General features: G+C 67.0%; 19 protein-coding genes. 5 read left to right on the top strand and 14 right to left on the bottom strand.

What is annotated here, in order from left to right; translation table 11 throughout:
- The first annotated feature begins 99 nt into the window (after positions 1 to 99).
- On the top strand, positions 100 to 1,005 hold the full coding sequence (locus TZ53_RS14155) for a PAS domain-containing protein (protein ID WP_044661700.1): 906 nt from the start codon (positions 100 to 102) through the stop codon (positions 1,003 to 1,005).
- Here TZ53_RS14155 and TZ53_RS14150 read toward each other — a convergent pair.
- The 9 genes from TZ53_RS14150 to TZ53_RS14110 form a co-directional block, all read right to left on the bottom strand.
- On the bottom strand, positions 995 to 1,468 hold the full coding sequence (locus TZ53_RS14150; protein WP_025547243.1) for a Csu type fimbrial protein: 474 nt from the start codon (positions 1,466 to 1,468) through the stop codon (positions 995 to 997). The genes TZ53_RS14155 and TZ53_RS14150 overlap by 11 nt on opposite strands.
- A complete protein-coding gene (locus TZ53_RS14145; RefSeq protein ID WP_052628213.1) occupies positions 1,465 to 3,840 on the bottom strand; it encodes a fimbria/pilus outer membrane usher protein in 2,376 nt (791 codons plus the stop codon). Before TZ53_RS14145 ends, TZ53_RS14150 begins: the two co-directional genes overlap by 4 nt.
- Positions 3,841 to 3,853: 13 nt before the next feature.
- Positions 3,854 to 4,591: a fimbrial biogenesis chaperone gene (locus TZ53_RS14140; RefSeq protein ID WP_083199139.1), complete on the bottom strand. Its 738-nt coding sequence runs from the start codon at positions 4,589 to 4,591 to the stop codon at positions 3,854 to 3,856.
- A gap of 14 nt (positions 4,592 to 4,605) precedes the next feature.
- Positions 4,606 to 5,037, bottom strand: a complete 432-nt coding sequence (locus TZ53_RS14135) for a Csu type fimbrial protein (RefSeq protein ID WP_226869815.1) — start codon at positions 5,035 to 5,037, stop codon at positions 4,606 to 4,608.
- A gap of 474 nt (positions 5,038 to 5,511) precedes the next feature.
- The gene (locus tag TZ53_RS14130; RefSeq protein ID WP_044661698.1) at positions 5,512 to 6,684 is read right to left on the bottom strand and encodes a glycosyltransferase; all 1,173 of its coding nucleotides are present in this window, start codon (positions 6,682 to 6,684) and stop codon (positions 5,512 to 5,514) included.
- A gap of 3 nt (positions 6,685 to 6,687) precedes the next feature.
- Positions 6,688 to 7,188, bottom strand: a complete 501-nt coding sequence (locus TZ53_RS14125) for a DUF2141 domain-containing protein (RefSeq protein ID WP_044661697.1) — start codon at positions 7,186 to 7,188, stop codon at positions 6,688 to 6,690.
- On the bottom strand, positions 7,185 to 8,129 hold the full coding sequence (locus tag TZ53_RS14120) for a hypothetical protein (protein ID WP_044661696.1): 945 nt from the start codon (positions 8,127 to 8,129) through the stop codon (positions 7,185 to 7,187). The genes TZ53_RS14125 and TZ53_RS14120 overlap by 4 nt, the downstream gene beginning before the upstream one ends.
- Positions 8,126 to 9,295 carry a glycosyltransferase gene (locus TZ53_RS14115; protein ID WP_044663052.1) on the bottom strand — a complete coding sequence of 390 codons (1,170 nt, stop codon included), beginning with the start codon at positions 9,293 to 9,295 and terminating at the stop codon, positions 8,126 to 8,128. The genes TZ53_RS14120 and TZ53_RS14115 overlap by 4 nt, the downstream gene beginning before the upstream one ends.
- Before the next feature lies 1 nt (position 9,296).
- Entirely contained in the window at positions 9,297 to 10,034 is a 738-nt protein-coding gene (locus tag TZ53_RS14110; RefSeq protein WP_044661695.1) for a polysaccharide deacetylase family protein, read from the bottom strand.
- On the opposite strand from TZ53_RS14110, the gene TZ53_RS27180 reads away from it, so the two are divergent.
- Positions 9,948 to 10,286 carry a hypothetical protein gene (locus tag TZ53_RS27180; RefSeq protein ID WP_165363317.1) on the top strand — a complete coding sequence of 113 codons (339 nt, stop codon included), beginning with the start codon at positions 9,948 to 9,950 and terminating at the stop codon, positions 10,284 to 10,286. The genes TZ53_RS14110 and TZ53_RS27180 overlap by 87 nt on opposite strands.
- Complete coding sequence (locus TZ53_RS14105) at positions 10,283 to 11,293, top strand: endonuclease/exonuclease/phosphatase family protein (protein WP_044661694.1); 1,011 nt, start codon at positions 10,283 to 10,285, stop codon at positions 11,291 to 11,293. Before TZ53_RS27180 ends, TZ53_RS14105 begins: the two co-directional genes overlap by 4 nt.
- Before the next feature lie 153 nt (positions 11,294 to 11,446).
- Here TZ53_RS14105 and TZ53_RS14100 read toward each other — a convergent pair whose 3' ends face one another.
- The 3 genes from TZ53_RS14100 to TZ53_RS14090 form a co-directional block, all read right to left on the bottom strand.
- Positions 11,447 to 13,792, bottom strand: a complete 2,346-nt coding sequence (locus TZ53_RS14100) for a TonB-dependent receptor domain-containing protein (protein ID WP_052628211.1) — start codon at positions 13,790 to 13,792, stop codon at positions 11,447 to 11,449.
- Entirely contained in the window at positions 13,710 to 14,657 is a 948-nt protein-coding gene (locus tag TZ53_RS14095) for a FecR family protein (RefSeq protein ID WP_044661693.1), read from the bottom strand. Before TZ53_RS14095 ends, TZ53_RS14100 begins: the two co-directional genes overlap by 83 nt.
- 106 nt (positions 14,658 to 14,763) lie before the next feature.
- Positions 14,764 to 15,282 (bottom strand): RNA polymerase sigma factor, encoded by a 519-nt coding sequence (locus TZ53_RS14090; RefSeq protein WP_044661692.1) that lies wholly within the window; start codon positions 15,280 to 15,282, stop codon positions 14,764 to 14,766.
- A 383-nt stretch (positions 15,283 to 15,665) separates the two neighbouring features.
- Between TZ53_RS14090 and nhaA the strand changes: the two genes are divergently transcribed.
- A complete protein-coding gene (gene nhaA, locus TZ53_RS14085; RefSeq protein ID WP_044661691.1) occupies positions 15,666 to 16,853 on the top strand; it encodes a Na+/H+ antiporter NhaA in 1,188 nt (395 codons plus the stop codon).
- 33 nt (positions 16,854 to 16,886) lie between these two features.
- Here nhaA and TZ53_RS14080 read toward each other — a convergent pair whose 3' ends face one another.
- A complete protein-coding gene (locus TZ53_RS14080; RefSeq protein ID WP_044661690.1) occupies positions 16,887 to 18,056 on the bottom strand; it encodes a citrate synthase in 1,170 nt (389 codons plus the stop codon).
- A gap of 78 nt (positions 18,057 to 18,134) precedes the next feature.
- Between TZ53_RS14080 and TZ53_RS14075 the strand changes: the two genes are divergently transcribed.
- On the top strand, positions 18,135 to 19,172 hold the full coding sequence (locus TZ53_RS14075) for a DUF2332 domain-containing protein (RefSeq protein ID WP_044661689.1): 1,038 nt from the start codon (positions 18,135 to 18,137) through the stop codon (positions 19,170 to 19,172).
- A gap of 128 nt (positions 19,173 to 19,300) precedes the next feature.
- Here the strand turns inward: TZ53_RS14075 and TZ53_RS14070 are convergent, their stop codons facing one another.
- Positions 19,301 to 21,898, bottom strand: coding sequence for a PAS domain S-box protein (locus TZ53_RS14070; protein ID WP_044661688.1), 2,598 nt, complete (start codon positions 21,896 to 21,898; stop codon positions 19,301 to 19,303).
- Positions 21,899 to 21,918 lie beyond the last annotated feature (20 nt).

Below are 21,918 nucleotides of genomic sequence, written 5' to 3'. Positions count from 1 at the left end.
GCGGCAGCGCACTCGTTACGATTCCGTTTTAATGACAGGCCCGATATTGTACGCATTATGCGGACACTGACGGGATGATGGGAAAAGGGGAGCAAGCCGGTGGATGATTTACCGCCCGGTCAGGTCGTCACGGCCACGGCGCTGATTCGGCATTTCGCCGTGCATTCCCGACAGGCAATGGGCGAACCCATCCATATCATGAACCATGGCCATGTCGGCCTGACGCTCCTTGCGACGGACCTGTTCCAGCGTCTGGCCAGTGGCCGGCAATGCTCCAGCGGACCGGATCATCCGGAAACGCAACTGGACATCCTGCTGGACATGATCCCCACGCAGGTGATCCTGACGGATCGGGATCTTAAACTCTCCCGAATCAATCTGGCCGCCCGCCGCCGCTTTGGCGTCAGCGAGAAGCAGGTGCTGGGAGTCCCCCTGGCGCAGATGCTGGCGGGCTCCGACTCCCATTCCCTGTTGCGGGCGCTTGAACGCGTGCGCGACACGGGCATTCCGGAAGCGTTCGAGCAGAACGCCGCCGGGCCGCCGCCGCTCGTCCATCGCGTCCAGGCTGCGGCCTTTCCGGGCGGTTTTGCCGTGCTTGCCGACGAAATCGCGGATCGCGTGACCCTGCGCGCCCAGGATGCGCGGATCGCCGCCTATGAGGATCTGATCGACCGGCTGCCCGGACTGGCCCGCGGAACCTTCAATGTCCGGGCCATCGTCACCGATATTTCGCCCGCGCTCGCGGAGCTGGTCGGGACGGAGAAGAGCCGGATCGTCGGCACCCGATTTGCGACCCTGTTCGGGGCTTCCAACCGCGGCACGATCAGCGATGCCGTGGAAGAGTTGCTGACCGTGGGGAAACCGTTCGGCATGGCGGCGGCATTGGTGGGCGGCCGTCCCGACGGCCAGACCGTCTGGGTCAATGCCGCGCCGCTCTTGTCCGCCGACGGGCAGGCGGGCGGCGTCTTCATGATGGGAACGAAGCCGGTCGGCATCAGTAGCTGATGGTGACGATCAGGCTGTCGGCATAGGCCCCCGCCTGCGGCCATTGTCCCGCCGCGATGCGGCCATAGACGGACACGGTCTGGCTGAAGGACAGCAGCCCGTTCAACGAGGCGGTGACCGTGCCGGTCCCCGACGATCCGGTTCCCCAGACGGTCGTGCGGCTGGCATTTGTATAGAGGTTGTAGTTGAGCCGTGCGCCACCCTGCGTCATCTGGCGCGCCAGCGCATCGCCCGACGAGCCCGGGCTGATCGCGATGTCGATGGTCCCCGCCAGCGAGACCAGGCCCGTGCAACTGAGCGTCACGCTGCCCGCGGCGTCCTTGGGCGCGGGCGAAGTGGGATCGTAGCCGCCAAAGCCGATCCCCGTCGTCGACGCCGAACAACTGCACAGGGTGCAGCCCCATGCCGGCGTCGCCAGCCCCATGCCGGCCAGCGCGGCCAGAACGAATCCCGCAGCTTTCATCGCTTCCCCTCCCGATCCGGCACACAGCGTACCGGCCCCATCCGTGCCGCACCGGCGTTGCCCGGCAGGGCCGGGACGATCGCGCGGCAGGCGACCGCCGGGCCGGTCAGCAGGATTTCCTGCCCTTCATGCGCGTCGGCCAGATACACTTCGCCGCCATGTCCGGAAATGCCGGGTGCCGCTCCCTCCATGGTGACGGTCAGTCCTTCCGCAATGGCCGCGCCGCCGCCGTCGACCAGCCGCAAGGTGACGGGGTGAGCGGCCGCACCCCCAAAACCGATCCTCACCGCCTGCCGGTATCCCGGAACCGCGACCTGCTCCGCCGATGTCACGACGGTGTCGATCGGCAGGGCATCCAGGTCGATCGCGATCCGGTTGGCCGCATAGGGCTGCAACCCCGTGACGATCGCGGGCCTGCCCGGTTCCGCCTTGCGCGCGACCGGCCGGTTTTCGAAGAAGACCGTCACGTCCTGATCGGCGGCCACATCCACCACGGCAAAGGCGTAATCGAGCTGCGGTGTCGCGATGATCCGCCCCCCTACCCGCAGCAACGCCCCGCGGGCCTGGAACCGCATCCCTTCCATTTCCCCCATGCGCGACGCCGACAGATCGACATCGCCGGCCGCCGTGCGCCATGTCACGCCGCCTTCCATCTGTACCGGCGCATCCGCCTGACGCGACGCCAGGAAGCGATAGCCCCACCCCGCGTCCGGCGGCGGGTTCTGGCTGAAGCTGGCGGCGGTGCGGCCTCCCTCCACGAACAGGCCCGCGCTCGACCGCGCGCCGAGGGGAAGGGTCAGCGATCCGAAAAGGCCGTTGGTCCGGCTGTCCGAAAAGCGCGTCCGCCGCGCGCCCAGCGTGACCCAGGCCGCCCCCAGGCTGGCCGCATAGGAAAGGGAGCCGGTGGAGAAACGGTCGCCTTCGCCGCCCTCACTGTCGAGATAATGGGCATTGACGGTGCCACGCCCGCCAAGGGCCAGGCTTCCCGCCACGACCCATTCCCGGCGGCCGGCGGGCACTGGATCATCCTCCCCGACCTGCGTGAAATGCGCATCTTCCTGCATGTAGCTGGCGGTCACGGAATAGCGGGCCGTGATCCGCTGCACCTGCGCGCGCCACAGGAAACCATCACCCGAACGGCCATGCGACCCCGCCGCCGCCAACGATATTTCGCCCCAGGAAGACAGAAGCGCGCCAAATCCCAGCCCGGCCATCTGCCCATCCTCGCTTGCCTCCATACGGCCGGAAAGCGTCAGGCCGTCGCCCAGCCCATGCCGCCAGAAACCGGCGGCGAAGGGAGCCCCATAGGAAAAGCTGCGCGCACCGAAGTCCCTGCGCAAAAACCCTGCCTCCAGCGAAAAATCGTCCAGCCCTTCCCGCAACAGCCGCGGACTGGTGTAGAAGCTTTGCGTGACGGTGCGGGCGGCGCCATTGGCGTCCCTGATCGTCATCGTCACTTCGCCCGCGCCGGTAAAGACGGGCTGATAATCGATTTTGAAATCGCCGGGCTGAACCGCCATGCTCTGGCGGCTGCTGGCCGCCGCAAGGTCCACGACCGAGGGCAAGGCGGCGGAGCCGGAAAGCCGGGGCACCGGATAGGTGACGGCTTCCGGCGTCAACGAGAAATCGGTCCCCAGCCTCACCCCGGCGAACCGGACCGGCCGGTTCCAGTCGGCGCCGCGCGTCAATGTGTCGCCCAGGACCAGCCGCAAACGCCGATCCTGAAAATCGCGGATGACATTGCTGTCGAGACGAACCGCCCCCGGCCCGCCGCCGCCCTGCTGCACCAGGGCGGTGATGCCGGCGACGCCCCAGCCGCCCGACATCCCGGCATCCAGCAGGGCGGAAGCGGCCCAGCCGCCGCCCCAGCGCGCGACCGACAGATCATAGCCGGCAAATTGCACCGGCACCGCTTCCATCACCGGCCCGCCGCGCTGTTCCGGGCCGATATGGGCGGTCGGGAAGAAGGACGGCCCGGCGTCGATCAGCAGGGTTCCGCCCGAACCGTCGAGTTTCACCGAAAGGCCGGGCAGCCCGTCCAGCAAGGCATAGTCGCAGCCGCTCACCTCCATTTGCCGAAGCGGCGCGGGCAACCGCAAACCCCATTGGCTCAGCATGTCCTGCCGGACGAACAGGCGGCCCGCGCTCAGCACGACAAGGCCCGTCTCTTCAAGCGGCTGGCCATTGATGACGACTCCCACGGGCATGGGGCGCGGACTGCCGTCCGGCTCGACCGCCACCGGAACGGCGAGTGCCAACGGAAGATCGGACGCCGCCGCCGGTTGCGCCAGCGACAGCCATAGCAGGACCGATGCCCTGCCCGGCCGCCAGCCGGCCCGCCCTGCGCCGGACAATGCAGCAGCGAGCGGCATCGATCATCCACCCTCACCGCTCGGCGACGGCGGTTGACGCGGCGAGTGGGCCAGTGGCCGTCTCCACCTGCACTCCGCTGATCGCATCGCTATCCGGGGATTCAAGCGGCAGGTCGATGCGCCCGCCCGCCAGCAGGTAGAAACCACGGTCGAGCCGCGTGACTTTCCCGCCAGCCCCGGCAGGCGTCATGTCGATCGCCGTGACCTGGACATGCCGGTCGCCCTGGTTGAACAGAATGAGCGTCCGCCGTCCATCCGCACCCTTTCCGACCGACCAGCGAAGCAGGGGCGCCGCGCCGGACGGCGCGCGGAATATCGGCATGCTGATGCGAAGCAACGTCCGCACGGTACCGGGAGCAACCGTCGCCATCGGCAATTCATCGATGATCAGGCGGTAGCTCTCTTCACGCGACCCGCTGCGCGCCGGCAGGCTGCACCGGACCAGCCGGCTCGACCCGCCGGGAATGCTGAGAATGGAGGGATTGACGACCGGCCCCCCGTCCGGGTCCAGCAGGTCGATGCCGTTCGCATCCTTGCGCCAGCCAAAACCCCTGACCTGGACAGTCGCGGGCGCCTTGTCATCATTGGCGATGGTCAGGCTGCAAAACTGTTTCTCGGCCGCCATTTCGATCCGCACCGGCAGGATGCGCAGCGCGCCCGCATTCGCCGACGGCGCGATCCCCCAGAACAGGGCGCTGACCATCACCGCCAGAACCCGTCCGGTTCCTGCGCCATGCCGCCTGATTGTCATGACCGGACCTGCCTTCAGTAGCTGACGGTGATCGTCACCGTGTCGGTGTAGCTGCCGGCGGCCACGCTCTGCTGGGCGGGGATGCGGCCATAAACGGTGAACGCCGCCGGCAGGATCGTCGACGCGGTCTGGGCGACCGTGTCCGACCCCACCGAGTTGCCCCAGTTCGTGCTGCGTCCCGAATTGCTGTAGAGCGCGTAGCCGAGCGGATTGGCGCCGCTCAGCATCTTTCGGGTCGATACCGTCGCTCCGACGGCGCTTCCGGCGTTCAATCCTATGTTGAACAATGTGCCCGGCGTGCAGGTGACATTGATCGTGCTGGTCGCATCGGTCGGAGACGCCGATGTCGGATCATAGCTGCCAAACGCCATGTTCGTCGCCGACACCAGGCAGACGTTCAATACCGTGGCTGACACGCCCATCGTCGTTGTGGCATCCGTTGCCATCGCCGCATTCGGCAAGAGACCCAAAAGGAACAACGCACAATATTTGCGCATGACGTTTCCCCCTCCGGTGATTTCGACACCTATTGATCTGAACCAATATTGGAGCAGGAAAGGTTAGAGAAACGTTAGCAGTGTTTACTGTTTCCGATGCAAAGGAGATTATATTCACTTCCGATCACAATTTGCGGGATGGATATATAACTTTCGAAATATCGAAGAAGACCGATTATCTTTATTTGAATGTCAGGAATTGGCTTCCGCGCGACCTGACGCCGCGGTCAGGGTTGTCCCGGCCGCTTCCCATGTTGCCGATCGGCACGCAACAACCACCAAAGAATGGCGGCCACGAACGACCAGCACTCGCAAGTCGATCTATGGCGCAGGCCGCAGGGATGGACCTCCACCGCATCCTGCGGCGATTTCCGAAAGGCCGGAAAGGGAATGTGCGGACGCAGGGGGCGGGTGATGCGTCGGTCAAGCAACATGGCGTCGTGCCCCTGCAATATCGTCATAGGCCGCAAACAGCCGGTCGAAATGGTCGTCCATGGTCATGACGGCCGGCGCAGACTCCAGCGCCGCCCGGCGCCGCGCCACCGCATCGGCGCGCGCGAATTTCGCGATCACGCCGGCCAGACTGTCCGCCTGTCCCGCGCGATAGAGCAGTCCGCCGCCGCTGCGCGCCTGATCGGACGCGCCGCCTTCGTCGGGCACGATGACCGGCAGGCCGCTGGCGCGCGCTTCGGCCGCGACCATGCAGAAGGTCTCCGCCTCGCAGCCATGGACAAGCGCGTCGGCGCTGGCGAGCAGTTCGGCCAGCGCCGGGCGGGAATGCATCGGCGCCAGCAGCTGGATGTGCGGATTATGGGCCGACGCCCGGCGCACCCGCCCTCTCTCCCGCCCGTCACCGACCAGCACCAGACCGACCGGCGTCGAAAAGCCCGCCGACGTCACCGCATCGATTACCATCGGCCAGCGCTTTTCCGGGGCGTGACGGCCAACACCCAGCAGCAGCGTCGCCTCCGGCCCCAGCCCGCAGCGCTCCAGCAGGCGGGCGCGCAGCCCCTCATGCCGATGCGCGGGGCTGAAATGCCCCGGCTCGACGCCCATGGGCAGCGTCATCACCCGCCGGAGCCGTCCCGCCTCCAGCCGGCGCGACAGGCTGTCGCTGGCGCTGACCACCAGATCGAACCGCTCGTCCAGCCGGCGCAGGTGGCGCCAGAACCAGTCGAACCCCCGGTCGATCGCCTCGCGGCTCAGCACCGATCCGAACCAGCGATAGGCATAGGCCGACAGCGGATCGGCGTGCATGATGAGCGCGCGCGGCGCGCCGCCCCGCCACCGCGCCACCATCGCCGCGCTGGCCCAGGGCGAGGATGCCTCGACCAGATCGGGCTGCAACCGGTCGAGCATGGCATGGAGCGACGCTTCGTCGTCGAAATAGGAATAGCGCCGGTCCAGCGGAAAGCGGCGCGCGGGCAGCATGACGATCCTGCCGCCGCCCGCCTCCACCACCCGATCGCTGTCGGACGGCGCGAGGATGATGACCTCATGCCCGGCCAGCGCCCCGGCGCGCAGCTTGCGCTCGACATAGGTTTTCACCCCGCCGCCGCTGGGCGCGTAGAAGGCGCAGACGTCGACGATGCGCATGGCCTATTTCTCCACCGGGCCGAAGGACAGCAGCCCCCGGCGATAATTGACGATGATGCCGATATGGGCGGGGCCGCTGCCGACGACCGCCCTGGCGGCGGCGGCGGACGGTCTGGACCAGCCCAGCTTCGGATTGCCGGGAAAGCCGATCCCGTCGACCGAAAGCGAGAAGCGGCGGTTGGCGTCGCGGTCGTGCAGCAGGCTGAGCGCATAGGTGCCGGGACCGGGCGCGCGGATGCAGAGCTGCACGGGCCCGGTGGCCGGGACCGCCACCTCCACCCGGCGGAAGGGCTTGCCGGCCGCGACCAGCAGATTGTCGTCGGCCAGGAAGTCCGCGTCGTCCGCGGGGTACAGTTCCAGCTTCAGCCGTCCCTTGCGGTCCTTGAGGCCGTTGACGTCGACCAGAAAGGCCGGGCCCTTTTCATCCACCCGGCACTGGCCCTCCGCCTTGCCAAGGTCGTGGGTGGAGGGGATGGCGGCGGCGAGCAGCAGCGTCGCGATCATTGCACCTCGCTCTCCTTCATGAGGCCCGTCGCGCCCAGCGCCATGCCGACCAGCAGATGCGCCACCAGGATGAGCGAGGCCATCAACGCCATCGCCGACACGATCTCGCTGTCGCGCCCGATCAGGAAGGCGGCCATGCCTGCGAACACCACATCCTTGTTCGGCAGGAAGGGCAGGCGGGATACCAGTTGGCGCAGCGTGCCGAGCAGGATCCACCAGCTGAGTTCGATGTCGGGCAGCAGCATGTGCCACATCATCGCCGCCAGCACCGTGGTCGCGACGATGCGGGCCAGATGGATGCCCGCAACGACCCGCAATTCCGCGCGCGGCAGGGTGAACAGCCGCCTGCGCAGCAGCATCGCCACCAGCGATGTCGCCAGCACGAACAGGATCGACCCGCCCACTTCCCAACTGTTGAGCCGCGCGTCCACCGCCCCCAGCAGCGGCACGGCGAAGGCGACCATGACCAATGTGACGCCGTTGCCGACCAGCGCGGAAAGGATCGTCACATCCTTGATCGCGCCGAACGGCGCGGTCGTGATCTTCCCGCTGCGCCGCGCCCAGGCGTAGAAATAGACTTCGCCGAGATAGCCGAGCAGTATCTCGTTGCTGACCAGCTTGCGCAGCAGCGCTGCGAAGCCGTCCGCCGGGATCGCCCAGAGCCGGCGGAAGATCACCCATTCGGAAAGCGGCCCGGCCAGATAGTAAAGTGCGAACGCCGCCCAGAAGGCGATGCTGCCGGGCAGCATCGCCCACAGGCTGGACGGGTCGATTCCATGGAACTGGTGCAGCGCGACGACCAGGATCAGCACCGACACCAGCGGCCCGGCCCAGCGGGTCCAGTTGCGGCCCGACTGGATCAGCGGCTTGGGGTCGAGCACCGGCGGCTCGAGCGGCACGACGGGGGGAGGAAGCAGGCCGGTGGAGCTGTTGCCGGTCATAAGGGGCTCGTCATTGTGGACGGGATGGGTTGACGACACGCAACGAGGAACGCCTCAGTCGGTCGCGCGGCAATTCGGGCGAAGCTGTCCAGATAGGCGGGGGCAGCCGCCTCCAGCGTGAAGCGCCGCGCCTGGGCCAGACTGGCGGCGGCATGCTGGAGCCCCGGCGCGTCGGCCAGGACCCTTGCGAAGGCGGCAAGATCACCTGCCGGCACCAGCCTCCCCAACGCGCCGTCGCCCAACAAGGACCGCATCGCGGCGCTGCACTCCGTCGCGATGACCGGCAGGCCGACCGCCAGCGCTTCCAGCACCACGGCGGGAACTCCTTCATAATCGGACGAGAGGAGGAAGGCGTCGGCCTGCCCGATCCTCAGGGCGGGATCGGGAACATGGCCCATGAAGCAAAGGCGGCCGGCAATGCCAAGCCGGCGGGACCGCGCGGCGAGCCTGCCGCGTTCCGGGCCCTCGCCGAAGATCAGCAGACGATCGTCGGGGCCCGCGGCCCGCGCGAAGGCGTCCAGCATCAACCCGAAATTCTTCTGTCGCGCCAGCCGGCCGATGGCGACGAACCAGCGCCCCTTGCCCGCCCTCTTCCGCCGGACGGCGCGCAGCCGGTCGATCTGGTCCAGCGACAGCGCCGGATCGGGGATGATGCTGATCGCCCCGGCCCCCGGCCGGACGAGCGCGGCAATCTCGCGCTCCAGCCCCGGCGCCATGGCGACGAAATGATCGATGAACCGCCCCTGGATGCGCAGCCACAGCCGGTAGGCGGTACGCACCGGCCAGACCATGTCCCGCCGCTCCAGGTCATTGCTGATCTTCGCCAGGACGGGCGGGCAACGGCGTCCCAGCAGCAGCTTCATCGCCACGGCGACCACCGCATAGCTGTTGCCCGCGCAGAACATCGCGTCCGGCCGCGTCCGGCGGATGAAGCCCGGCAATGTCATAATCATCCACAGGGTCTCGAACCCGGCAACGGAAAAGCCCGGCCCGCGCGGCACATGAGGGTCAAGGTCACGGCCCAGTTCAGCGCCCATCGCGCCATCGCCGCGTCCCAGGAACAGTGGCGCGTCGATGCCCTGGTCCCGCCAGCGGCACACCAGCCGCAGCGCGACCCGCTCGACGCCGCCCGGCTCGAAACTGTGGAGGAAGGTCAGGATACGCATTTCAGCCAGCCAGCAGATCGCCATAGCGCGCCGGGCGGTGGGTCCGCCCCAGACGCCGCACCACCCGGTCGATGCTGTCGAGCAGGGCGGGCACATGCGCGTCGCCCGGATGCACCGCGACCCGCGCGACCGGCGCATGGCGCAGGACAGGCGGCAACAGCCGCGCCGCCAGCAGGGAGGATGCGATGCGCGCCCGGCTGCGGCTGGCCCAGGTGATGACCGGTCCACGGGCCAATATCCTGCCCGATGGCGGATGCCACACCTTCATATGATCCTCCGCCAAGGCGAATCCGCACCGGCCAAGCGCGGCGCGCGCAGGGCTGCCGTAAAGCCAGGCGGGCGCGACGAAGCCCGCCACCGGCAGGCCCGTGACCTGTTCGATCAGATCGCGGCCGTCAGTCATCCGCCGTGCAGCGGTCGCCCCGTCCAGACCCAGAAACTCGCCCTCCCCGGCGGTCATGCGCCGCGCCTTGAACCGATCCAGGGCATTGTCATGGGTCGCCATGTCCCTGTGGAACCATCCATGGGCGAACATGCTGACGCCGGCCTCCGCCCAGCCACGCAGCCGCGTCGCGAAGGGCGATCCGGGCAACAGCGGGTGCGCGCCCCAATGATTGGGCACCACCAGCATCGCGAGCGCGCCGGGCGCGGCATGCATCGAAAGCCGATCCAGCAGTCGATCGACTTCACCCTCGAAACATGGACCAACATCATGAAGGGAAAGAAGAAGTCGTTTCATGACAGGTCCACACCCCCAGCACGCCTGCGCCTATCGAGCGCCGCTATGATGCCGGGTGATGACCTGCCTGTGACAATTTGCGCCATATCCGCCTTTCGCCCTCATCGGGAAGACGCCATCGCCGCCAAGGACCGCAGTTGCTGCATGAATATTTTTCTCGCCCGGCGACAACTGCGGTGTTGCTCTGCCGGCATCGTCGTTGCGCCACAGGAGAAGAAGCTGTGCGCATTCCGACATGGACTTTCCGCATGATCGCCGTCGCCGCACTGATCGCGGCGGCGCCTCCGGCTGACACGCGCGCCCTCCCGCCGCCGCCCGTCCCCATCGGCTTCGATGGCGCCCTGTCGGTCATGACCTATAATGTCCATGGCCTGCCCTGGCCGCTGGCCTGGGGGCGCGAAGCCGATTTCGACCGCATCGCAACGACGCTGCGCGACATGCGCGCGGAGGGACGCAATCCCCATGTCGTGCTGTTGCAGGAAGCCTTTACCGACGATGCGAGGGCGATCGGACGGGCGGCCGGCTATGCCTATGTCGCGGACGGCCCGGACGACCGGACGACGAACGATGCGCGACCGGCGGTCACGGAGCAGCGCTTCGTCGCCGGCGAGAGCCCGCTCCACGGCGAGGGCATCGGCAAATATGTCGGCAGCGGCCTGCAGATCCTGTCCGACTTTCCCATCGTCGCCGTCCACCGCATGGCCTTTCCGCGCTTCGCCTGTGCCGGGTTCGACTGCCTGGCGAACAAGGGCGCCCTGCTGGTGCGGATCAGCCTTCCCGGCCAGCCCGGGCCGATCGATATAGTCACTACGCATCTCAACAGCCGTCGCGCCTCCGACGTGCCGGATGCCCGCTCCAACCATGCCCACAGCCTTCAGATCGCCAGCCTCACCGCCTTCATCCGCCAATGGCACGACCCTCACGACCCGCTGATCGTCGGCGGCGATTTCAATGCAGGCCAGGCGGTCGAGCGGCGCGTCGACCTTATGGACCATGCGGCGCGGGACTGGAGCTTCGGCACGCCCATGGACAATGCCTATGCCGCTGCCGAAGGGTTGCACCTGCCCTTCTCCGCCGATGCCCGCCTGTCGGAACGGCGCGCCCGCGACTGGGAGTTTTTCGCGTCGGGCCGGCAGATGACTCTGACGCTGCGCCGGATCGACATTCCCTTCGGCCATGGGGCGGACGGCGCCATGCTTTCAGACCATGTCGGCTATACCGCCACCTATGCGCTAGAGCCAATCGACATTCAGCCCTGACGGCCTGCAAATGACGCCTTTCCGTGCTTCCGGTGCTCACCTACTTTGAGTAGGCTGCGCTCCGGGTCACGGAAAACCACCATTTTACCTTCGGTGGCCTTCGGCTCGGCTCGTCATCTTCTGAATGCCGATTGGCTCCAGGGCGAAGGCCGGTCACCAGTTTTTCGTGAGCCCGACCGCCCATTGCCGCGGCCGCAGCGGCGTATATTGCGTGCCCCTGGCGAGCGCGAAGGGATTGCCGAAGGCGAAGCTGTCCGCCTTGCAGTCCAGCAGATTGCTGCCCGACAGCCGGATGCTCCAATCCTTCCGGCGCAGCGCCAGATCGGCATTCGCCAGCGCATAGTCGCCCATCCGCCGGTCGAGGCCCGGATCGAAACTGAGACGGGAAGGACCGAGATAGGCAAGGTTCACGCCCATGCTGCCGCTCCAGCCGGACAGATCGAAATGGCGGTTCACCCCCAGCCGCGCCTTCCAGTCGGGAACGACAGGCAAATGCCGGTCCTCCAGCCGCAAGCCCTCGTTCGTGCGGGTCAACAGCGCGCTCTGCCCGACCAGCCCGGCGCTGATCGCCCATCCGGCCGCCGGTTTCCAGTCCACCGACGCCTCGACCCCCCGGATGCGGGCATCGCCGACATTGCGCGTACCGATCAACCCGTCGGCCAGCAGATAATCCGACTGCATATGCGACCATGTCGTCAGGAAGGCGTCGAGATTGACCGTCAGCCAGGCGGAGGCCGAATGCCGCCAGCCCATCTCGACCGTCTGCAGCTCGTCGGATTCGAACCGCTCGGCCGAAGCGGCGCCGGTCCGGCTAAGGCCTCCGGGCCGCAGCGCACCGGCATAGCGCGCATAGAAGAAATCATGCACGCCCGCCTGCCAGGACAGGGCCAGCGAAGGCGTAAAGCCGCTGCGCGCAACCGACGCCTCGATCCGTGCGTGGCGCGCGCCCTGCTCCTCCTCTATGCGGGAATGGAACAGGCGGCCGCCGACGCTGAGCGACAGCGCCCCGGTCAGCGGCATGCGCATGTCGCCGAAAGCCGAAAATTCGACCACGCCCTGTATGCCGGTCCCGACCGTCTCATCCCGCACCCCCCGGACCACGCCGGAAAGATGGTTGCGCACATCCACGAAGGAGAGACCCGCCAGCCAGGACAGACCGTCATCCCGCGTCTGCGACAGACGCACTTCCTGGTCGAACAGGCGATTGCGGCGCTGCTCCAGATAAAGCGCCGGGGCAGCAATGCCGAAGGCGGAGGCGGAAAGATCGCTCGCATCCAGCGTGCTCGATACGTCATGATCGACCCAGTTGCCGGCATAGACCAGGTTCGCGCCGCCCAGCTTTCCCGCGACGCGCAGCGCCATCAGGGCAAAATCATTGTCGTGCGGCTCGGCAGGCTGGGCGGGCCGCTCCAACGCATGGCGGGCATAGACATATTGGCTGTCGGCCACGTCCCGCATCTGGGCCATGCCGTTGAGATCGACGGTCCAGTCCCCCGCCAGCGCGCGCAACGCCACGCGCCCGCCGCGCAACTCACCCCGGTTCGCATCCCCCCGGCCCGCCGTGTCGATCCATCCCGGCTCGCGGACCGCATAGGCCACGGCGCGCAACGCCAGCCGGTCCGCCACGACCGGCAGGTTGACCATCGCCTCCGCGCTGCCGCCCATTTCGCCGTGGGTGGCCAGTGATGCGCCCATGCCCGCCATTGCCGCGAACGACCCCGCATCGGGCGGGCGCGTGACGATATGATAGACGCCCCCCAGCGTGCCGGTGCCGTAAAGCGACCCCTGCGGTCCCTTCAAAAGTTCCACGCGCTCGACATCGACCAGCTTCAGGTCGGGATCGGGCGCATTATAGGTGGCGCGCGCATCGTTGATCAGGATGGCGACGGTCGACTGGCTGTTTCCGTTGAAGGGACTGTCCGCCACGCCGCGGATGAACTGGCGATTGCGCCCCGGTCCCAGATTGGTGAGCGTCAGGCCGTCCAGCCGCTGCGCAACCTCCTCTGTGCCCGGAAGCAGCGCGCCGCCCTGCTCGCCGGGCGCCTGCACGATCGCGACCGAAATCGGCAGCCGGGCAAGAGGCTCCTCCCGCTTGGTGCCGGTGACGATGATATCCACCGACCCCTCCGGCGGAAGCGGAGGCGCTGGCCGGACGGGGTCGCGGCGCGATGCCGGCGGCGCGGCTTGCACCAGGCGATAGGCGGTGGGGGAGAGACGCCGCGCCTCCAGCCCCGTTCCCTCCAGCATCCGCGCCAGCGCCTGCTCCACCGTCATCCGCCCGTCGACGTGGCGCGACCGAAGGCCGGGCAGGCGGCCTTCGAAGCCGATCGCTATCCCGGTCTGCCGCGACAGCGCCGTCAGCGCCTCGGCCAGCGGCGCGGGTTCGACATGGATCGGCCGCTCCTGCGCCCCGACGCTAGCGGGCGCCAGCGCGCAGCAGCACAGCGCCGCCCTGATGCACGGTGCGAAGGTCCATGAACTGCGCGACTTCCCCGACAAGGCCCGATCCGTCCCCCACGATCAACACACCGGAAAATGGCCGGTCGGCAACATCGGCCCCGACCCTGACAGGCACCCCTGCATAGCGGCTGAGATCGGACGCCACCAGAGAGAGCGGCACAGCCTCATAGACCAGCCGTCCCTGCCGCCAGCTGCCGACGGTGCCGGGCGATACGGCGCTGGTCGCGCCGCGATGCGTCAGCCGATCGACCAGCAGTTGCCGCCCGGCCGGCAATGGGATCGCATCCCCGCCATCGCGCGGCGCGATGCTGATCCTGCCCTCCGCCACGGCCACCCGCATCGTCCGGGCGTCGGCCAATATGTCGAAACGCGTGCCGATGTCGCTGATCCGCTGCCCGCCCGCCTCGATCGTCATCGTCCGCCCGGGCCGGTGAGGAATGTCGAACAGGGCGCTGCCCTCCAGCGCCAGCCGGTCCTGCGCAGCGCCCTCCACGCGCAAATGGCTGGAGGCGGCAAGCGCGATCCGGGAGCCGTCCTTGAGCAGGATGGTGCGCCCCTGCCCCGGCCCGGTGCGATAGTCCGCCGGTTGCGGCGCGGGCGATCGCAAGGCGGGAATGGCGACGGCAAGCGCGAGCGCCGCCGCGACTCCACCGCCCACCCACCGCCGTCGCCGGCGCGGCGCCTCCGCCGCGATGGCCGGACCCGGCATGTCCACCGGCGGCACCAGCGCCGCCAGCGTCGCACGATGCTCGACGATACGGGCATCGACCAGCGCAATGGAATCGAACGCGGTTCGATGCGCGGGATCGGCCTCCAGCCACAGCGTAAAGCCGTCCCAGTCGAAATCCGCGTCATCCTGCGCGCGGTGCCAGGCGATCGCCTGGTCGAGGATCGTCTCCGTCATGGCCCTATCCCACCAAAGCCGGTCCCATCGAAGCTCGCCCGTTCGGGGCGCCGCCTCCCGCTCATGCTCCTGTGTCCCGCTGTGACGCCATCATGCCCGCTCCGCCTCAGTCCTCGCTCAGGGCCCGGCGCAGATATTTCATCGCGACCGCCATATGTTTCTCGACCCCGCTCCTGCTGATCCCCAGCCGCTGCGCCACCTCGTCATGCGACAGCCCCTCCAGCTTGTGCAACTGGAAGGCGCGTCGCGCCCCGGCAGGCAGGTTGGCGATCGCGGAAGCAAGCCGCGCCACCTCCTCCCGCTCGGTCATCTGCGCCAGCGCATCGGCGTTCGGATCGGCGGGATCGGCATGCCGCAGGTCCACGCCGGCGGCCATCTCCATCCAACCCTGCTCCCGCACCGCGCGCCGCCGCGCCTCCCGCAGGCGGTCCAGCACCAGATTCTGCGCGACCCGATAGAGATAGGCGCGCCCATTGGCGACAGGACCGCTTCGGCCCTGACCGACCCGCAGCCATATGTCCTGCAGAATATCCTCGGCCTCCGCCGCACTGCCGGTGCGCGCCAGCAGAAAGCGCAGCAGTTCGGCGCGGCAGCTATGATAGACAGTCTCCAGCCCGCCTTCCATCCTTGGGCGCCTTTCCGATCCGATGCCCCTCCTTCGCCCCTCCCGCAGCATTGCGCAATTTAATTGGCTGTAATCTTCTGCCCCACCTGCCCGGCAAGGGTAGCAGACCGTTGGGCCGATCATCATTGATCGAGCACAATCCGTTGCATGCGGAAGAGGCGACAGCGTCGATTCAGTTGCCGCGCCCGGTTCAGGGATCAGGAAAGCGTCCCATGCTCCCTCCTCATCCTCCGCGACCCGTCGCCTGACTTCGGGATATGGTTGTGCGCCACGAGCGCATTTGCCATAGCGGCGACGGGTGTTCGCTTCGGCTGTCGGGCGGGCAGGTTGATAGCCGTTGGTCGGGCCGCCAGCGGGCTGATGACTTGCCGGGAGTTTTCTCGATGGCCCTCTTGCGTGTGAAGCCGCTCAGCGCCCTGCGCCAGTTTCTCAAAGGACAGGCCTCCGGCGGCATCATTCTCATGGTCGCGGCCGCGCTGGCGATGCTGATCGCCAATTCACCCCTCGGTCGGGCTTATGAACATCTGCTGCACAGCCGGATTGGCCCATTGTCCCTGCATCACTGGGTCAATGACGGGCTGATGGCGGTCTTCTTCCTGCTCGTCGGGCTGGAGATCAAGCGGGAGGTGATGGACGGGCAACTCTCCACCTGGCCCCGTCGAATATTGCCCGGCATTGCGGCGGCGGGCGGCATGGCGGTGCCCGCGCTCGTCTATCTGGCGTTCAACGGCGGTGCGACCGCGCGGGGATGGGCGATCCCGGCGGCGACGGACATCGCCTTCGCACTGGGCGTGATCGCGCTGTTGGGCAACCGCGTTCCCATTTCCTTGCGCGTCTTCCTCACCGCGCTCGCCATCATCGACGATCTTGGCGCGGTCGTCATCATCGCCTTCTTCTACACGGCAAAACTCTCGCTGATCGACCTCGGCGGCGCGGCGGCCGTCACCATCCTGTTGTTCGCGCTCAATCGTTCCGGCGTGCGCCGGCTCATTCCCTATCTGCTCATCGGCACGCTATTGTGGCTCTTCGTCCTGCGCTCGGGCATCCATGCGACATTGGCGGGCGTGATCCTCGCCTTCGCCATTCCGCTGCAAGGGACGCCCCGCAAACCGGATCTGGAGGAACATAGCCCACTCCATCGACTCGAACATCTGCTGCACTGGCCGGTGGGCTTCCTGATCGTGCCGCTCTTCGGGCTGGTGAATGCGGGCGTTCCCCTTCTCGGCCTTCGGGCGGAGGCCCTTGTCGCGCCGGTCACGCTGGGCGTCGGGCTAGGCCTGCTGGTCGGCAAGGTGGTGGGTGTGTTCGGCGCATCGATGCTCGCCATCCGGCTCGGCATGGCCGACATGCCTGCTCATGCGGGCCGCCTCCAGATGCTGGGCACGGCGCTCCTGTGCGGGATCGGGTTCACGATGAGCCTGTTCATCACGCTTCTCGCCTTTTCGAACGACGCGATGCTCCAGGCCGAAGCCAAGATCGGCATTCTCGCCGGCTCCCTGCTTTCCGGCTTGCTTGGCTATCTGCTGCTGCGGGTCGCCAAGGGAGACACGCCGGACCGCATGGAGGCTTGAAGCACAGCCGTGTCGCGGCCAAGGCCCGTTCCGTCAATCCGACCCGATCAGCGGTTCCGGCCCCACATAGCGAGCACGGGGCCGGATCAGTTTGCCCGTCCGGTTTTGTTCAACGGCATGGGCGATCCAGCCTGCGCTGCGCGCTGTCGCGAACAGGGCAAAGGGCGCCTGGGCAGGCAGGCCGCAGGACAGGCAGATAGCCATCATGGCGAAGTCGATATTGGGTTCGACATCGGCCAGATCCTTCGCCGCTGCCCGCAATGCCGCCAGCGAGGCGGGCAGTTCGAAGCCGTCGAGCAGCGCTTTCGCCCTTATGTCGCCCTGCGGATAGAGTGGATGGCCGAAACCCGGCAGGGACCGCCCCTCAACCAGCCGCGCGTGGACAGCGTCCCGCGCGCCATGCAGCTCAGCCTCCACAGCGAAACGCCGCGCCATGGCGCTCATGCCGCCATGGCGCGGGCCGGAAAGCGTCGAAAGGCCGGAAAGGACAGCGGCGGCCAGCGCGGCGCCGGTCGATGCGGTCACGCGCGCCGCGAAAGTGGAGGCGTTCAATTCATGATCGGCGACCAATATCAGCATGCGGCGGATGATGTCGGCCGTCGCGCCATGGGGGTCGGCGCCCCAACTGTTCGCCAGCCGCTGATGGATCGGGCCAGGCAGGACAGCGCCAGCGGCCGCATCCGCGACGAGGTCCAGCAGCAGCGCCGCTTCGGCAGCAATCATACCGTCGCTCGACCCCAGCATCGGCGGCGAGGCCGCGGCACGCCCCGCCAGCATCTGGTAGAGGCGATGGTGGAGATCGACATGGTCGGGCGGTGGGGTTCGCTCCATGTTGTCGGCGCCGGGTTGGTCTTCGCCGAGCAGCAGGCGAGCGACGGCTTCGAGCGGCCGATCCTCCGCTAGTCCGACGGCATCATGGCCGCGATAGAAGAAACGGCCGGCGCGCACCGTGGTGATCGCCGAACTCAGGACGGGCTCGCCCCAGGCGATGGCGGCGGACGCCACATCCGCCAGCTTGCGGCTGCGCCCGTTGCGGACGGCGAGTTCATCCACATCGGTCGCACGATACAAGCTGCGGCGCGCGTCCGCTGGATGGGCACGCACCTGAACATGCCCGCGGCTGACATAGGCATAGAGCGTCTGCGCGCGAACGCCCAGGCGCAACTGCGCCTCCTCGGCGGATATCCAATCGCCCTCTTTCATATTGATTATATTTATCAAGATTGACCGATCAATGTCGATGGGGGCTTTTCCGGGCAAGCGAATATCCGGGAGACCGCCATGTCGAACACGCTTTTGGAAGCCTTTGAACGCCAATCTCATGCCTGCGCGACGCTGGGTGCGCCGTTCAGCGCGGCTGTGCTGGAACGCGCGGGCAGGGCCATCATCCCGGGCGGGATAGTGTCGCATCTGCTGGCGGACTGGAGCGGGGTTCCGGCCGATCGACTGGTGCGCGATGCCGTCGCGCTCCGGCTGCTGGCGAGCCTGCATTATCTGGTGCTGAGCGGGCAAGCGCCCGCTCTGGCAGCCTGCTACCCGCCTGCGGCAGAGGATCCGGAACAGGCTTGGGTGACGGCGGAGCAGGTGCTGATCGACCATGCCGGGCCGGTGGCCGCCATTCTGACACATGAGCCGCAGACCAATGAGGTGCGGCGCTCGGCATGCCTGCTGGGCGGGTTCCTGACGATCGAGCGCGAGGCCGGGCTCCCGCTACGCTGCTTTGAACTGGGCGCGAGCGCGGGGCTGAACAGCCTGTGGGATGCGTTTCGCTATGAGATCGGCGGGACGATCTGGGGCGATCCGGCCAGTTCCGTGATTGTCTCAAGCCGATGGGAAGGAGCGGCACCCTCGCTGGACCGGGACTTGATCGTGGCGGAGCGGCATGCCTGCGACCGTCGCCCGATCGACATCCGGCAGACGGCCGATGCCACCCGTCTGCTGTCCTATTGCTGGGCTGAGCAGCGGGAGAGAATGGAACGCCTGCAGGCGGCGGTCGCGCTGGGTCAAAGCGGTTCGCTGGTGGTCGAGGCCGAGAATGCAGCGCGTTTCGTGCAGCGCGCGGCACCTAAGACTGGCTTCGCGACGGTCGTGTTCCACTCGGTGGTCTGGCAATATATCCTGCCGGTCGAGCAGGCGCAAATCCTTGCGACGTTGGAGAGCCATGCCGCTGCCGCGACGGCCGATGCGCCGTTCTTCTGGCTCCGGATGGAACTGAATGAGACCGCGCGGCAGTTCGAACTGCGGCTATGGTCGGGGCCGGGGCACGACCGGCTGCTGGCTGTCGTCCATCCCCATGGTGAATATGCCGTCTGGCAGTAATGAGCCATAGAAACAGACGAAACAACGCGCTATTCCTAATTTTCGGTCCTCGGGTCCGGACGGTCAGCTATTTCATGCCACGCCCCTCAAGATGACCTTTGACCGATGCGGCCGGAGATCGGCGTCGATCAGGCGCCGAAGTGCCGATGTTCGATCATGTCGGTGATCTTGTTCGCGAGTTCGGTCATCACAAATGGTTTGGTGATAACCTCCATGCCCCTCTCAAGATGCCCGTTGCCGACAGCGGCATTCTCCGCGAACCCGGTTACGAAAAGCACCTTCAGGTCCGGGCGACCGACGCGGGCCGCGTCGGCGATCTGTCGGCCGTTCATGCCTCCGGGTAATCCGACATCGGTGATGAGCAGGTCGACCCGGACGTCGGACTGAAGGATTTTCAACCCTGAGGGGCCATCTTCGGCTTCGAGCGCGACATATCCAGCGTCTTCGAGCACCTCTACTATGAGCATGCGAACGGTCGGTTCGTCGTCGATCACGAGCACGGTTTCCCCGGCGCCCGTTTCCGGAATCGGCGATTCCGCCGCCGCGGCATCGTCCGCGACATCGCCGGAGTAGCGGGGCAGATAGAGGCACATCGTCGTTCCCTGCCCCGCTTCGCTGTAGACGCGAACCTGGCCGCCGGACTGTCGCACGAAACCATGGATCATGGAAAGACCCAGACCCGTGCCCTGACCGATCGGCTTGGTCGTGAAGAACGGATCGAATATCCGGTCGGCGATGTCTTTCGGTATGCCTGTCCCCGTGTCGGTGACGCACACCGAGATATACTGCCCCGGCGGCAGGTCGCGTTCCCGCCCGGCGCGATTGTCCAGCCACTTGTTCGCGGTCTCGATCGTCAGTTTGCCGCCGTCGGGCATGGCGTCGCGAGCGTTGATGGCGAGATTGAGGAGCGCGCTTTCGAGCTGGACGGTGTCGATCCTGGTTGGCCAGAGGCCCGCCGCGCCGACGACCTCGACCTTGATGGCCGGGCCGACGGTGCGGGCGATGAGGTCCTCCATGCCGAAGACCAGCCGGTTCACGTCGGTCGGTTTGGGATCGAGGGTCTGGCGACGAGAGAAGGCGAGGAGCCGCTGGGTCAGCGCCGCGGCGCGCCGGGCGGAGGTCTGCGCACCGTTGATGAAGCGTTCGATACCCTCGGTCCGGCCTTCGGAAATGCGCCTTTCGATGATTTCCAGGCTGCCGATGATGCCTGCCAACAGGTTATTGAAGTCGTGGGCGATCCCGCCGGTGAGTTGTCCTATCGCCTCCATCTTCTGCGACTGGCGCAGCGCCTCTTCCGCTTCCGCGCGTTTGCGGATTTCGGCCTCGACCTGTTCTTCCAGCCGCTCGTTAAGCTGGTGCAACCTGTCCTCGGTCGCCTTCCGCTCGGTAATGTCGATCACGGTCCCGACAAACCGCGTTCCCTGGTCGGTATCGAAGAGCGCGCGGCCGTTCGCGGAAATCCACCGCTGCCGTCCGTCCTCGATACCGATGGTGCGATATTCTATGTCGTAGCGGCCCATGCCCTCGGGATCGATCGCTCGCCGGACGGCCTCATCCGCGCGCTCCCGGTCGTCCGGATGAATTCCCGCGATGAAGGAGCCCGCATAGGTGACTGCCGCCTCCGGGGATAAACCGAAGAGTTGCTTGCACCGAACATCCCACCGAAGTTCGTTCGAGGCGGGGTGGTAGTCCCAGGTGCCGATTTCAGCCGCTTCCGTGGCCAGCCGCAAGCGCGCCTCGCTGTCGGCCAGCTCGCTCTCCGCCTTCCGCCGTTGTGTGAGTTCGCGTTCGAGCGCCTGAAACAGCCTGGCATTATCGATTGCGACGGCCGCCTCGGCCGCCAGGCCTTCCAGGCCCCGTTCCGACCGATCGTCGAAGACGCCGATATCGGCATGGCCGAAGAACAGGCCCCCGATCACCTCTCCGCTACGCGAAATGACCGGCACGGCCAGATAGCTGCGCACGGGCAGATGTCCCTCGGGCATGCCCTTGCGTGGCGCATTCTGCCCGTAACGCGGGTCCCTGGTTATATCGTCGGAGCGAACGATCCCTTCGCCTGAGAAGGTCGGCGCGAACACCGATGTGTTGCGCGGCATCGGAAATTTGGAGAAGGCCTCGGCCGGCGCCCCGGACAGGGTGTAGAGCATGTAGCTCTCCCCGGCCTCATTCTCGACATTGTAGAAGAAGGCGCCGAATTCGGCGCCGGTCAGTTCGACCCCCGCATCGGTGACGATCTGGACGAGTTCCTGAAGATCGGTCTTGGCCGCCAGCGCGGAGCCGGCCCGATTGAGTATCTCCAGCGCGCGCCGCTCTTCGGAGATCGCCTCCTGCGCTTCCCTGCTTTTCGTGCGGTCGTGCAAAATCTTCGTGAATCCGACCACGGAACCGGCCTGATCGCGGATCGGCGACATTTCGCCTACGGCCCATATCTGCGATCCGTCGCGGCAAATGCGCCAACCTTCCGTTCCGCCGCCACGGCCGACGGTCAGCGCGTCGGTCATCTCTTGTCGGAGCGCCGAGGCGCCCTCTCCGGGGGGGAACAGGCGCTCCAGCGTCTCACCCAGAACCTCAGAGGCGGTCCAGCCCAGCATCCGGGACGCGCCCTCGTTCCAACTCGTCACCCGGCCTTCGAGATCGGTGGTGACGATCGCCGTGCCAACCGCGCCATCGACGATCTGGCGCCATTCGTCAGCGCTGATCGCGCGCGACGGTTCTGGCTTTTTCATCGACCCCCCGGGAAAAATTC

Source organism: Sphingobium sp. YBL2 (assembly GCF_000943805.1).
Lineage (GTDB): Bacteria > Pseudomonadota > Alphaproteobacteria > Sphingomonadales > Sphingomonadaceae > Sphingobium > Sphingobium fuliginis.
This window is presented reverse-complemented; position numbering and strand designations above follow the sequence as displayed.